This window comes from Ferdinandcohnia sp. Marseille-Q9671, from assembly GCF_976954385.1.
The window spans coordinates 925,639-940,017 of record NZ_CDRJTA010000004.1 but is presented as its reverse complement, the minus strand read 5'-3'; the positions used below and the strand labels follow the sequence as shown (position 1 = coordinate 940,017).

The window sequence follows — 14,379 nt, the reverse complement described above, 5'->3', positions numbered from 1 at the left end:
AAATCCCCTTTCAGCTTTATGTTTGTGAAACCAAATTCTCAGATTCTTCAAGTCGTACAGAAACTAGCTTTGAAACTCCTGATTCCTGCATTGTTACACCATATAATACATCCGCTTCCTCCATCGTACCCTTCCGATGAGTGATAACAATGAATTGCGTTTCTTTACTAAACTTTTTTAAGTATTGTGCAAAACGAAACACATTTGCTTCGTCAAGTGCAGCTTCCACCTCATCAAGTACACAGAACGGGACTGGTCGAACCTTGAGGATAGAAAATAACAAAGCGATTGCTGTTAGCGCCCTCTCTCCACCAGAAAGCAGGCCAAGATTTTGCAGTTTCTTTCCAGGTGGTTGAGCAACAATATCTACCCCGGTATTTAATAAATCGGTAGGCTCTGTTAATCGGAGATCTGCCCGTCCACCGCCAAATAAGGCCTGAAACACGGTTTCGAAATGAGAACGAATGCTTGTAAATGTTGCTTCAAACCTTTTTTTCATTTCGTCATCCATTTCATCGATAACCTGAAACAGTGTGTCCTTCGCTTCTTGAAGATCATTTTTTTGTTCAGTTAAGAAGGTATATCGTTCGGAAACTCTGTCATACTCATCAATTGCACCTAAGTTAACATTTCCGAGTTCTTCAATCGCGAGCTTTATCAGTTTTACCTTCCTTCTCGCTTCAGAAACTTCAATTTTAAGAGGAAACTGTTCCTTCGCCGCCTCATAGGTTAATAAATACTCTTCACGAAGATGGGTTAAACAATTCTCAAGCTCTACATCTAATCGATTCACTCTTACCTCTTCGTCCTGCACAACATCCACAAGCTGTTTATACTGACGTCTATCTTCCTTTAATTCACGCTCTACATCTTCTAACGTTGTTTGTAATTGAAGTCTATACTCTCTTTTGCTACTAATCATTTGAATAGTGGCGTCTTTATCATTTGATTTTTGTTTTGCAGCTTCCTCGAGCTCCAGTTCACCAGAATTACTTGAAGTCATTTCATTCTCAAGAAGAGCTAAGTCTTCCTTCAACTCAGTAAGTTTAGCAGATCCGTCTGAAAATTCCTCTTCCAAACGGTCCACTTTTTCTTGTTGATGCTCGTAGGCCTGTTTTTTTCTTGCTAGTAAAACTTTTTGATCGGTAATTTCGGCTTGTACTGTTTCACGTGATGTCTGTTGATGAGATTTTTGTGAATTCAGCTTAGTAATGGTTTCATCTAGTTGTTGCAATTCCTTTTCAAGCATAACTAATTCCTGATTAAGTTGCTCCAATCGGCTAGTCATACGTTCTTTATCTAATTGGAATTGCTGTTTTTCGTCATCATATAATTCTAAATGCTCATTTACATTTTGCTCTTTTAAAGAAACCTCACGATATTCTCCTTTAACGGTTTGTTCTTTTAACCGTAATGTTTCCCCTGCTTGTCTAAGCTTTTCTACCATTGTTTCTTGTTCGGTTATTTGCTTCTTCTTTTCCTTTACATCCTTTTCAAGTTCGGCTGTCTTTATCTCCATATCGGTAAGCTTCTGGGTAATAGCCTCTAACTCTCGTCCTCTACTTAATAAAGAATTCGATTTTTGTTTTACAGCTCCCCCCGTCATCGAACCTCCTGGGTTCACGACATCACCATCAAGAGTTACAATTCGATACCTATGACCCATAAGGGAAGCAAGCTCATTTGCGCCTTTTAAGTCATTTGTAATCAGGATTGTCCCTAATAAATTGCCCATTACATTCTGGTAGCGCTCTTCAAATGTCACTAATTCTGAAGCGACTCCAATAAATGCAGGATGCCCCTTAATCCCTGAAAGTTGAGCTGGTGAAATGGTGCGTTCCTTAATCACGCTCATTGGTAAAAAAGTAGCACGTCCGTATGAATGCTTCTTTAAATACTGGATAGCAGTTCTAGCATTCTTTTCATTATCCACAACTATGTGCTGTGTCGCAGCACCCAAGGCGATTTCAATAGCCGTCTCATATTCCTTAGGAACTTGTACTAACTCTGCAATGGCTCCTTCTATTCCTTCAAGCTTCTCATTTCTCGCCTTTAATACTTCCTTAACACCCTGAAAGAACCCAGAGTAGTCATCTTGCATTTCTTCTAACATTTCTTTTCTAGACTTCGTTTGTTGTAGATATTGATATGCCTGATAAAGCATACTTTCTTTCTTTTGGTAAATTGTCCTACTGTTTTCGAGCTTAGCCTGTAACTCCCTAAAAGATACAATTTGATTATTTATTTCTTGTTCAATCACAGAAAGCTTTGTTTGAAGTCGAACTTTCGCATCAAGGATCTCATTACGCTCAAGAATATATTTCTGATTAGATGTATCTAAACGTGCAGCCTTACCTTCTTGCTGCTGTAACTGGTCCTTAATATAACCGACTTCATTTCGATAGGAGGCCTGTTTATTTAGCAACTCAAAATAGTCACTTTTCAAACTTTCTATCTTCTCTTCAATATTTTGATCATAGGAAGCTAGTAATGTCATTTTTTCTTTTAATTGCTGCTCTAAATCCTTAACTTCCTCTACTAGAGAAATAAGCTCTTGTTGCTCAAATTGTTTCTTTTCTGAAATATTCTCGAGCCTTTGAGTTAAATCCAGAATAGATTGTTTCAGTTGACCTTTATTTTGACTTGCATTTTTTTTACGTTCCTTAAGAACTTCTTTTCTACCTTCTAATTTTTCAAGCTCCTCACTCGTACGCAATAGCAATTGTTGAAGCTCATGAATGGATGAATCTGTATTCTCGATCCCACTACGAAGTTCCTCTATCTTCGCTTCCTTACTTTGTAGGACAGTATTTAAGGAAAGCTCTTTTTCTTTATGCTCCTCGATAAGTTTGGATAGGTTTTCCCACTTTTCATGCAGGTCTTCAATTTCGTAAACAGTTAAACCTACTTCAATCGTTTCAAGCTCTTCTTTTTTTTCAAGATAATCCTTTGCAATCGAAGCCTGGATTTGGAGTGGCTCAATTTGAGACTCAAGCTCATGAATAATATCATTCACTCGATTTAAATTTTCCTGGGTTTCCGCAAGCTTATATTCAGCTTTCTTTTTACGGGTTTTGTACTTAAGTACTCCAGCAGCTTCTTCAAAAATACTTCTTCTTTCTTCAGCTTTACTGCTCAAGATTTCTTCTACTTTCCCTTGGCTAATGATTGAAAATGCTTCACGGCCAAGGCCAGAGTCCATAAATAAATCAACGATATCCTTTAACCTACATGATTGTTTATTAATAAAAAATTCACTTTCACCCGACCGGTATACACGGCGTGTTACACTTACCTCATGGTAATCAATTGGTAAAAACTGATCCTCATTATCTAAAGTTAATGTAACTTCAGCTACATTAAGTGCTTTACGGCTATCACTTCCTGCAAAAATGATGTCTTCCATCTTTGTGCCACGCAACGATTTTGCTGACTGTTCTCCTAGAACCCAACGTATTCCATCGGTAATATTACTTTTACCACTACCATTAGGTCCTACAACAGCAGTAACGCCTGGTACAAAATCAACTGCTATTCTTTCTGCAAACGATTTAAATCCTACTATATCTAAACGTTTGAGGAACATAAACTTCCCCCTCAATCTTCATAATTTTTTACCAAATACGCCTTGGCGTATTTTCGCCCAGACTTTATTCGAGCATGCTCGAAAACTTCCTTTAAAAATCTGAGGCATCTTCCGGATGCATTAACTTTATTCAACAGGGTTTAAAACCCTGCTGAATAAAGTTAATACACAATAAGTCCTACATATTTTATCACAAAGTATTATTTAATAGGATTACTTTTTATTAACTTCCTTGAAACTAGTAACCCCACGTCTTGAATATACGTGGGGTTGTTGTCTATTTTATTAGCACTTTGGATTACTTTTTAAGCTTTTTTAAAGCTACTTCAGCAGCATGTTGTTCTGCTTCTTTTTTTGACCTTCCTGATCCAATTCCAAGTTCCTCCCCATTTAGGGAAACTCTTGAAACAAATTCACGGCTATGTGCAGGCCCTTTTTCTTGAAGAACCTTATACTCGAGCGTTCCTGTTCCATCTCGTTGTACGAGCTCTTGCAACTGACTCTTATAATCCATCACATGAGAAAAAGCACCAGCATTAATTTTAGGTATGACCGTTTCGTCTAAAAACTGGTAGACAACCTCTAGTCCTTGATCAAGATATAGAGCACCAATAAACGCCTCAAACACATCGGCAAGCAATGCAGGGCGCTCTCTTCCACCAGTCATTTCCTCTCCCTTTCCAAGTAATACAAGTTCCCCAAATTTTAGATCATGTGCAAAAGTAACAAGTGATGGTTCACACACGATTGCGGCACGCATCTTTGTTAATTCCCCTTCACTCATGATTGGAAACTTTTTAAATAGAAACTGGGAAATGGTAAGTTCTAAGACAGCATCTCCTAAGAATTCAAGCCGTTCGTTATCTTCGTGCGGCTTCTTTCGATGCTCATTCACATACGATGAATGTGTAAATGCCTGTATAAGTAAGTTCTCATCATGAAAATGTATATTTATTTTCTCCTGAAAATCTTTAAATTTCAGAATGAGCTTACTTCCCTTATCTTTGTTCGTTCGTTTCACATTACGTACCTCCATTTAAGAAAAGCGCAGGGCGCACAGCCTTTGGCAACTAGCACAAGACAAGCGCTGATAGAAGGTGCCTCTTACCTTCAGAAGCGATTGGGTTGTGACCACTAGCCGATGGCGCCTGGAGCTAGACACCATAACTTGAGAAAGCCCCGTTTACCAACGGGACTTTTACATTGTAACAAATTTAGAGCTGGCTTTGTATGTAAGTAACAGCGTCACCAACTGTAGAAATTTTTTCAGCCTCATCATCTGAAATTTCCATGTCGAACTCATCTTCAAGTTCCATTACTAGTTCAACTACGTCTAGTGAATCCGCTCCAAGATCATCCTTAAAAGAAGCCTCTAACTTTACTGCTGATTCCTCAACACCTAAGCGGTCAACCACGATTTTTGTAATTCTCTCTAAAACATCTGCCATTTTGATTCACCTCCCCTCAAAGTATTATATTTTGTTTTCTACAAAAAAACTAGTTTCTATTTTACTATGTTGAAGTAGAAGGAGAAATTCAACTAGTAAAATGTACTTTTTACATCACCATTCCACCATCAATATGCAAGGTTTGACCTGTCATGTAGTTACTACTATTTGACGCAAGGAATAATACAACTCCAGATATATCAGTAGTTTCACCAAATCTACCTAAAGGAATCATTTTAAGCATTTCATTTTTCACATCTTCTGGAAGCTTCTCAGTCATATCCGTTGTAATAAAACCTGGAGCCACTGCATTAACAGTAATATTTCTGCTCGATAATTCTTTTGCAGCAGTTTTTGTTAAACCAATAACACCAGCCTTTGCAGCAACATAGTTTGCTTGTCCTGGATTCCCACTAACACCTACGATAGAAGCTATATTAATAATTTTTCCAGAACGTTGCTTCATCATTTGTCTAGTAACAGCCTTTGTGCACAGGAAGACACCCTTTAAGTTTATGTTAATGACATCATCCCATTCTTCTTCTTTCATTCTCATCAATAAATTATCTCTTGTAATTCCAGCATTATTAACAAGAATATCAAGACTACCAAATGTTGTGATAACCTCTTTCACCATTTCTGTAACAGAATCAGCATTTGAAACGTTGGCTTGTATAGCAATTGCCTCTTGTCCTAAAGCTTTAATTTCATCTACAACTTCATTTGCTCTTTGTTCACTACCAGAATAATTGACAGCTACCTTCGCACCAGCTTTTGCTAATTCAATGGCAATAGTCCTACCTATCCCTCTAGACGCACCTGTTACTAATGCAACTTTCCCATTTAGCATATTACTTCCCCTCCTGTAACGCGCGAATTGTTGCCTCAAGGGTTTCTGAATCACTAATTGCATATGTAGAAACCCTACGATTTACCTTTTTAATTAATCCAGAAAGGACCTTTCCAGGACCAATTTCTATAAATGTGTCTACCCCTTTATCTAACATATATTCTATTGAATTCTCCCACAATACAGGTGAGTATAACTGCTTCACTAGATTTTCTTTTATTTGCGTTGCAGATGTCATCTCTTCTGCATTTACATTTGCGATAACAGGAACGGACGCGTCCTTGATCTCAATTTTTTCTAAAACAGAACGAAGCTTTTCTGCAGCTGGCTCCATTAAAGATGAATGAAACGGACCACTTACCACAAGTGGTATAGCTCGTTTTGCTCCTTTTTCTTTTGCTAGCTCACAAGCTTGCTTCACACCTTCAGCAGATCCCGATATTACAATTTGACCAGGACAATTTATATTAGCAAGTTGTACAGGGTTACCCGTTGCGGAGATACTCTCGGTAACTTCTTGTAATTCTACACTATTCATTCCTAATATTGCGGCCATGCTACCTTCTCCTGCAGGAACTGCTTCTTCCATAAATTCACCACGTTTGCGTACCGTATAAACAGCATCCTCAAAACGAAGTGCACCTGCAGCGACCAAAGCAGAATACTCACCTAGACTATGGCCCGCAACATAATGTGGAGTAATGTTTGCTTCCTTGAATTTTTCAAGTATGGCAATGCTTGTGGTTAAAAGAGCCGGCTGCGCATTTACGGTTAACGTAAGTTTTTCCTGAGATCCAGAAAAAATTAGAGTCGAAAGCTCTTCCTCTAATGTATTATCAGCTCTTGTAAAAACCTCTTTCACAACTTCAGACGAGTCAGCTAATTCCTTCCCCATCCCAACTATTTGAGAACCCTGTCCTGGAAAAACAAATGCGATATTTCCCATTCTACATCCCCCTATTCCTCTACCTTCGGATTACTATCCTCTAATGCTTTATAGATGGTTCCCGCAACATCCTTTTCAACCATTTCATATGTTTGACGAACGGCGCTAAATATCCCATTCGCATCGGATGAACCATGTGCTTTTATAACAGGAGCTTTTAGACCAAATAAACCAGCTCCTCCATATTCAGAGTAGTCCAATGTCTTTTTTAATATTTTTAGTTGTGGCATTAACATACCCGCAGCTAATTTACTTTTAAGATTACTTGTAAACGCAGTTTTGAGCATTGAAAACATAGATAGTGCTGTACCCTCAATCGTCTTTAACGCAACATTCCCTGTAAAACCATCCGTTACAACAACATCTGCTACACCCTCAAGCAGATCACGTGCCTCTACATTACCAACAAAATGTAAATTTGTTGCTTTAATTAAGTCAAATGCCTGTTTTGTAAGCTCATTTCCCTTTTTATCTTCTGTACCTACATTCAATAATCCAATTCTTGGATTCGTTATTCCTCTGACTTTTTCAGAATATATTGACCCCATAATGGCATATTGAAGTAAATGCTCAGGTTTCGCATCGACATTTGCCCCAACATCTAGCATAAGAAACCCCTTTTTATCTAAAGTAGGCAATGTAGGTGCTAATGCTGGGCGATCAATTCCTTCAATCCTCCCGACAATGAAAAGGCCCGCGGTCATCAGTGCACCGGTATTGCCAGCCGATATACAGGCATCAGCTCGTCCTTCACTGACCTCTTTAGCCATTAAAACCATGGAAGCATTCTTCTTTCTTCTAACAGCTCTCACCGGTTCATCTGTTGCTTCAATCACATCTTCAGTATGTATGATTGTTACTCTTTCCTCATTTGTTAAAAATTGTCGGATTTTTGTTTCGTCACCAATTAGTGTTACTTCAAGGTCTTTATAATGTTGTAGAGCGTTCATTATGCCCTTTACGATTTCTTCTGGTGCATGATCTCCACCCATAGCATCAATCGCTAGTCTCATTATGTATCATTCCTTTTGTTTTGCATTTAGTAAGTATGTACTTTATCAATCAGTATTTACTTGTTTATTAGAGCGATACATTGTAAATTCTCCTGAAAATACTAGTTCATTTCCAACATAACTATTTACTTCTACCAATGTTCTCCCTTTTTCCTGCCCGATACTCTTTACTTTTGCCTTAGCAACGATCCTTTCACCAACCTTAACCTGCCGGGTGAATCGGATATTAGCTGTAGCAGTTAGAGCAAGTTCGTCATTAATCACCGCGACTGCAAGTGAGTTTGCTTGGGCAAACAGATGGTGACCACGCGCAATCTGATTTCGTTTAAAAACGTGCTCATTCGTTACCTCGAATATCGATATGGCACTTTGATCTAATTCTATATCAATAATTTCACCAATCACTTCATCAATTGGTAAGGATTTCACTTCATCTTCTAACTTTTTTTCAGCTACATGCTTTATTCTCTCTCGTAGTTCTGGGATAGATAATTCGAGCCTATCCAAGCGAATGGTTTGTACACTTACCGAAAATGTTTCTGCAAGATCTTCATCCGTAATAAATGGATTTGCTACTATTGTATCCTGAAGTAATTTCTGCCGTTCCTTTTTATTTCTTCTCATAAAAAATACACCGTCCGCACTCTTAAGACTAGGTACTAACAGTAAGTATATAATTAAAAAAAGCAGATTGCAAGAAGAAATCCTTCTAACAATCTGCTTCTAAATGAGTGAAAACCACAGTTGACTTAAACTGAATAGATAGGTAATTTAAGTGTGTCTACATGCCTATAGTATTTATATCTTTTAGGATGGTTCGAGGTTAATCAAGCTTATCCCCATCTAAGATTCCAGCCTGCTCTAGACTTTCCCTAAGGTATCTATACGTAGGATCCTCCCAAAAGCTTTTCGAATTTATTAGTTTTACGGCATCATCTCTTGCTACCTCTAAAGCTCGGTAGTCATGGACCATGTCAGCTACTTTAAATTCCGGAACACCACTTTGTTTTCTGCCAAAAAAGTCACCAGGTCCACGAAGTTCTAGGTCCTTTTCAGAAAGGACAAAACCATCATTGGTTTCGGTCATAATACGCATTCGCTCTTTTCCTACTTCAGATTTTGGATCAGCAAGAAGAATGCAATAAGATTGTTCACTTCCTCTACCGACCCGGCCTCGCAATTGGTGAAGTTGCGATAAACCAAATCTCTCAGCATCATAAATGACCATCAACGTTGCATTAGGAACATTCACTCCAACCTCAACAACAGTCGTTGACACGAGAATCTGAACTTCATTTTCACTAAATTGTCTCATTACTTGTTCTTTTTCATCGGCTGAAAGTCTACCGTGCATCAATCCGACCTTCCCTTTATTTTGAAAATGATAGGAAAGCATTGAGTGAACATCGATTGCGTTTTGAACATCAAGCTTATCTGATTCCTCAATGAGAGGACAAATTATATAGGCTTGTCTTCCTTTTTGTAGTTCTTTCTCAATAAAGACGAGAATTCGCTCAAGCATCTCATGTTTTACCCAATACGTTTCAATCTTCTTTCGCCCTGCTGGCATTTCATCAATAATTGAGACGTCCATTTCACCAAATACTGTAATGGCAAGTGTTCTTGGAATAGGGGTAGCCGTCATAAAGAGGACATCGGGATTTTCACCTTTTTCACGTAAAACCCTTCGCTGTTCTACACCAAATCGATGCTGTTCATCCGTAATGACAAGTCCAAGTTTATAGAAATTTACTTCTTCTTGGATAAGGGCATGTGTTCCAACAATAATATGAACTTCACCTGTTGCTAATTTTTCGAGTATATCTCTTCTTCTTTTTCCTTTAACAGAGCTTGTTAGAAGCTGAATATTTAATCCAAATGCCGAAAACAACTCCAAAAGAGATTGCGCATGCTGTTCTGCTAAAATTTCTGTCGGTACCATTAGTGCCCCTTGATAACCTGATAGAATAGCTGCATACAACGAAATAGCTGCAACTACTGTTTTACCAGAACCTACATCACCTTGTAGCAATCGGTTCATCCGATACGGAGAACATAAATCTTGAATGATTTCATCCACAACCCTATTTTGTGCATTGGTTAACGGGAAAGGAAGTTTATCCATAAATCCATGTAGTTGATCCATTGAAAAATTGAGGGCTGTTCCTTTAGTTTGTTCCCTTTCAAATTTTCGCAATCCTTGCATCTTTAGCTGAAACAGCAAAAATTCCTCGTACACAAAACGCCGTCTCGCTTGTTTTAAGTCTTGATGGCTTACTGGCTGGTGCATTATTTTAATTGCCTCTTTTTTGGGTAATAATCGATACCTTTTTAATAACGTCTCAGGAAGATTTTCCTCAATCGAGTCAGCGTGTTGTCCGAGGGCAATGGCGATAAAACGTTTTATACCTTTAACCGTTATTTTACCCTTGACAGAATAGACGGGTTCGATTCGATTGTCTTTTGTGATTGGAGCAAAAACAAGCTCACTCACTGTGATTGTTTGACGATGCTGGTCCCATTTCCCAGTAATCGTAATTGTATCGTTTAGAGTGAGCTTATTTTTATAATAGGGTCGATTAAAACACGTTGCCGTGATTAAGTAACGACCAACCAAGACTCGAAAGGTTAAGCGTGAACGTTTGCGGTTGTAATAAGTTAAAAGGGGTTCACTGTGAACTTTACCTTCTATTGTTATCTTTTCTTCGTGCTTAACCTCTGCTAGATCCCTAAGACTGTAGTCTTCAAATCTATAAGGGAAGTATAAAAGTAGGTCTTCTATTGTGAAGATATTCATCTCAATTAATTGTAATCCTGTTTCCTCACCGATGCCTTTCAATCCGGTAACAGGCTGCTTAAGGAGTTTATTCACCCTTATTTAGCGATATCCCAAAGATCTTTGCTTCAAGAGCACGACCTGTTGGGGTAGCCGCTAACCCTCCCTGTGCTGTTTCTTTAAGTGCCGTTGGCATAGTCTGACCTATTTTATACATCGCCTCAATAACTTCATCACATGGTATCCTGCTTGTAATTCCAGCTAACGCCATATCTGCTGCCACCATAGCGTTTGCAGCCCCCATCGCATTTCGCTTTACACAAGGAACCTCAACAAGACCAGCAACAGGATCGCATACCAGACCGAGCATATTTTTTAGAGTTATCGCCATTGCTTCTGCAGATGCTTGGGGGGTACCACCCGCCATTTCAACAATAGCAGCAGCAGCCATTCCTGCCGCTGAACCAACTTCAGCTTGACACCCACCTGCCGCTCCTGAGATCGAAGCATTATTTGCTACTACAAATCCAAATGCACCCGCTGTAAACAGAAATTGAACCATTTGTTCCCTGGTAGGATTTAATTTTTCCTTCACAGCAAACAGTGTACCAGGTACAACACCCGCTGAACCTGCTGTTGGTGTAGCACAAATGGTACCCATGGCTGCATTAACCTCATTTGTTGCAACTGCTTTACTTACTGCGTCTAGTACTGTTCTTCCAGATAAAAAAGTTCCCTTTTTCATATATTCTTGTAATAGAACTGCATCTCCACCTGTTAATCCAGAGTGGGAGGATACCCCAGCAAGACCTCTTTCAACCGCTTGCTCCATCACTTCTAAATTTTGTTCCATCTGGGAGATTATCAGTTCACGGCTTTTACCTGTCACTTCAACCTCTTGTTCAATCATTACTTCTGCTATTTTCATATTTTTAGTAGTAGCAAGCTCTACTAGTTCAGCAACATTACGAAACATATAAATCCTCCTGTTCGATAAAACGTTGGATGGGTTATATAATTTGAGAATTAGTCGACAATTTTGGTTACCTTTAAGATATTTGGCAATGTAGCTAATTCATCTAAAACCTGCACGTCAATATTTTGATCCACTTCAATTGTCATGAGTGCCTGCATTCCTTTTTCTTTTCTAGCCACTTCCATGTGACCAATATTAATTGCGTGCTTAGCCAGGACATTAGCAACTCCTGCAATTGCGCCATATCGATCATTGTGGACAACTAGTATAGCAGGATGATTACCAGATAATCGTAGCTGAAACCCATTTAGTTCCGTTATCTCAATTTTTCCACCGCCAATTGAAATACCCACTAGTTCTAGATCACCATCATCATCACCGATTGAAACCCTAGCTGTATTAGGGTGATCAGTAACAGCATCCTCTTCAATAAACTTTACCGTCATCCCTGCTTCTTTCGCTATATCCAAAGATGTTTTTATTCTTTCATCAAATGTATCAAAATCAAGTAGGCCACCAACTATTGCTACATCTGTACCATGACCTTTATACGTTTCAGCAAACGAACCATAGAAGGAGATAGTAGCCCATTTTGGTTCTCGACCAAACAAACTCCGCGCAACCCTTCCAATACGAGCCGCTCCAGCTGTATGAGAGCTTGACGGGCCTATCATAACCGGTCCGATAATATCGAATACACTTCTATACTTCATATTTCTTCCTCCCCTTAACCAAATGCGCTTTGGCATGTTTTTCCAAAATTTATTCAAGCATGCTCCAAAAGCTTTCTTTAGAAAATCTAAAGCATCCGCCGTAAGCTAAACCTTTTTGCAGTGAATATATTCCCTACTGATTAAAGATATATTTATGGAGGTAGGCCAAACTTTGTTACTGCGTTAACAAATGTGCTCGGATATTTGTCGCCAAAACCTTTAGCCCACACGAAGAAGTGCACATGATGTTGTCACATAATCCGTAAAAATACGTGACTACTTTATATATACATACTATTACTCTATTTCTCTATCGTTTCTTTATCTACAGGAAAATGTCTCCAAACATTGAAATAGAAGGGATTCATCCCTTCTATAGTATCTCATTATTCAACTGAAAAAATAAAGGAGTAAAGTGGTTGGTTTCCATTGTGAACTTCTACCTCAATATCCTCATATTCTGTTTCTAAGTATTCAACCATTGCGTCCACATCATCTTGTGATGCATCCTGACCATAAATTATGGTCACAATTTCATCCTCGTCAGCGGATACAATATTTGCTAGTAGACTTTTTGCAGCGTTTAATTTGTCCTTATCAGTCACTACAATTTTTCCATCAGCAATACCCATAAAATCATCTTTAGAAATATCAATTCCATCTATATTTGTATCTCGAACAGCATATGTGATTTGTCCTGTCTTAACATTTCCTAATACCTCGGTCATAGAAGCCTTATTATCTTCTAGTTCACCTGACGGGTTAAATGCTAGTAAAGCCGTCATCCCTTGTGGTACCGTCCGAGACGGAACCACAACTACATTACCACCAACAACAGAAGCTGCTTGTTCAGCTGCCATGATAATATTTTTGTTATTAGGAAGTATAATAAAGTTTTCAGCATGCACTGATTCAATTGCCTTTACAAAATCCTCAGTACTAGGATTCATTGTTTGTCCGCCCTCAATCACAGCATGAGCGCCAATACTCTTAAATAAATCCGTTATCCCTGACCCCATCGCAACCGTAATAATCCCATACTTTTCTTTTGCTTTAGCCGGTTTTTCTTGGCTAGAAGAGTGTGATTCATCTTCACTAAGGATCGCTGTATGCTGTTCACGCATGTTTTCAATTTTCATGTTAATTAGGCTTCCGTAACGTTGTCCGTAAGATAATACATCTCCAGGTTTTTCTGAGTGGATATGTACTTTTACAATATCATCATCAGAAATTACCAATAATGAATCCCCTAAATGACTTAGATCATTACGGAACTTATCTTCAGAAAATGGATTATTACTTGTTTTTTCATCCTCGAATTTCACCATAAATTCGGTGCAATAACCAAAAATGATGTCCTCTGTGCTCATATGGCTTTGTACACTTTTATGGTGTTCAGCATTTACTAGTTCATTCATTGATGGCGCTGTAATTGACATTTCGTCAATTGTTTCACCTTTTAATTCTGCAAGAAATCCTTCATATACAAGTAATAACCCTTGTCCTCCACTATCTACTACACCTACTTCCTTTAAGACTGGAAGCAAATCTGGTGTTCGATTTAGTGACGCTTGTGCTTCTTTTACAAGCTCCTCCATCACTACAATAATGTTTGTTTCATTTTTTGCTACAGCAACCGCATGTTTTGCAGCATCTTTAGCAACAGTTAAAATTGTTCCTTCAACCGGCTTCATCACTGCTTTATATGCTGTCTCTACACCATTATCAAATGCATGAGCAAATTCAGAAGCTGTTAAAGTTTCCTTCTGTTCGATCGCCTTTGAAAATCCTCTAAAGAGCTGGGAGAGAATAACACCGGAATTACCTCTTGCGCCCATTAGTAATCCACGAGCTAAGGATGAACCAACTTTTCCAATATGTGATGTAACATTATTTTTCACTTCTTTTGCTCCGGATGTCATAGACAGGTTCATGTTTGTTCCTGTATCTCCATCTGGAACAGGAAAGACGTTAAGGGCATCCACCATTTTCGCGTTATTAGATAGGTGATTAGCACCTAATAACACCATTTTTGCAAAACGCTTTCCATCTAATGTAGTAATTGACACGC

General features: G+C 38.6%; 11 protein-coding genes. All 11 read right to left on the bottom strand.

Features of this window, described 5'->3' with window-relative positions; genetic code table 11:
* Nucleotides 1–16: 16 nt before the first annotated feature.
* The 11 genes from smc to ACWNMY_RS19840 all read right to left on the bottom strand — a co-directional run bounded on the left by smc (nt 17) and on the right by ACWNMY_RS19840 (nt 14,377).
* Nucleotides 17–3,586 carry a chromosome segregation protein SMC gene (gene smc / locus ACWNMY_RS19890; protein ID WP_449539980.1) on the bottom strand — a complete coding sequence of 1,190 codons (3,570 nt, stop codon included), beginning with the start codon at nt 3,584–3,586 and terminating at the stop codon, nt 17–19.
* Nucleotides 3,587–3,884: 298 nt separating this feature from the next.
* The gene (gene rnc, locus ACWNMY_RS19885; protein ID WP_449539979.1) at nt 3,885–4,622 is read right to left on the bottom strand and encodes a ribonuclease III; all 738 of its coding nucleotides are present in this window, start codon (nt 4,620–4,622) and stop codon (nt 3,885–3,887) included.
* A gap of 178 nt (nt 4,623–4,800) precedes the next feature.
* Complete coding sequence (locus ACWNMY_RS19880) at nt 4,801–5,034, bottom strand: acyl carrier protein (protein ID WP_449539978.1); 234 nt, start codon at nt 5,032–5,034, stop codon at nt 4,801–4,803.
* A gap of 109 nt (nt 5,035–5,143) precedes the next feature.
* Nucleotides 5,144–5,884, bottom strand: a complete 741-nt coding sequence (gene fabG, locus ACWNMY_RS19875; protein ID WP_449539977.1) for a 3-oxoacyl-[acyl-carrier-protein] reductase — start codon at nt 5,882–5,884, stop codon at nt 5,144–5,146.
* Between the two features lies 1 nt (nt 5,885).
* Nucleotides 5,886–6,830 (bottom strand): ACP S-malonyltransferase, encoded by a 945-nt coding sequence (gene fabD / locus ACWNMY_RS19870; RefSeq protein ID WP_449539976.1) that lies wholly within the window; start codon nt 6,828–6,830, stop codon nt 5,886–5,888.
* An 11-nt stretch (nt 6,831–6,841) separates the two neighbouring features.
* Nucleotides 6,842–7,843 carry a phosphate acyltransferase PlsX gene (gene plsX / locus ACWNMY_RS19865; RefSeq protein WP_449539975.1) on the bottom strand — a complete coding sequence of 334 codons (1,002 nt, stop codon included), beginning with the start codon at nt 7,841–7,843 and terminating at the stop codon, nt 6,842–6,844.
* A gap of 45 nt (nt 7,844–7,888) precedes the next feature.
* Nucleotides 7,889–8,467 carry a transcription factor FapR gene (gene fapR, locus ACWNMY_RS19860; protein WP_449539974.1) on the bottom strand — a complete coding sequence of 193 codons (579 nt, stop codon included), beginning with the start codon at nt 8,465–8,467 and terminating at the stop codon, nt 7,889–7,891.
* 199 nt (nt 8,468–8,666) lie between these two features.
* The gene (gene recG / locus ACWNMY_RS19855) at nt 8,667–10,715 is read right to left on the bottom strand and encodes an ATP-dependent DNA helicase RecG (protein ID WP_449539973.1); all 2,049 of its coding nucleotides are present in this window, start codon (nt 10,713–10,715) and stop codon (nt 8,667–8,669) included.
* Complete coding sequence (gene sdaAA, locus ACWNMY_RS19850) at nt 10,708–11,595, bottom strand: L-serine ammonia-lyase, iron-sulfur-dependent, subunit alpha (RefSeq protein WP_449539972.1); 888 nt, start codon at nt 11,593–11,595, stop codon at nt 10,708–10,710. The genes recG and sdaAA overlap by 8 nt, the downstream gene beginning before the upstream one ends.
* A gap of 50 nt (nt 11,596–11,645) precedes the next feature.
* Nucleotides 11,646–12,308 carry an L-serine ammonia-lyase, iron-sulfur-dependent subunit beta gene (gene sdaAB, locus ACWNMY_RS19845; protein WP_449539971.1) on the bottom strand — a complete coding sequence of 221 codons (663 nt, stop codon included), beginning with the start codon at nt 12,306–12,308 and terminating at the stop codon, nt 11,646–11,648.
* A gap of 386 nt (nt 12,309–12,694) precedes the next feature.
* The gene (locus ACWNMY_RS19840; RefSeq protein ID WP_449539970.1) at nt 12,695–14,377 is read right to left on the bottom strand and encodes a DAK2 domain-containing protein; all 1,683 of its coding nucleotides are present in this window, start codon (nt 14,375–14,377) and stop codon (nt 12,695–12,697) included.
* Between the last annotated feature and the right edge of the window lie 2 nt (nt 14,378–14,379).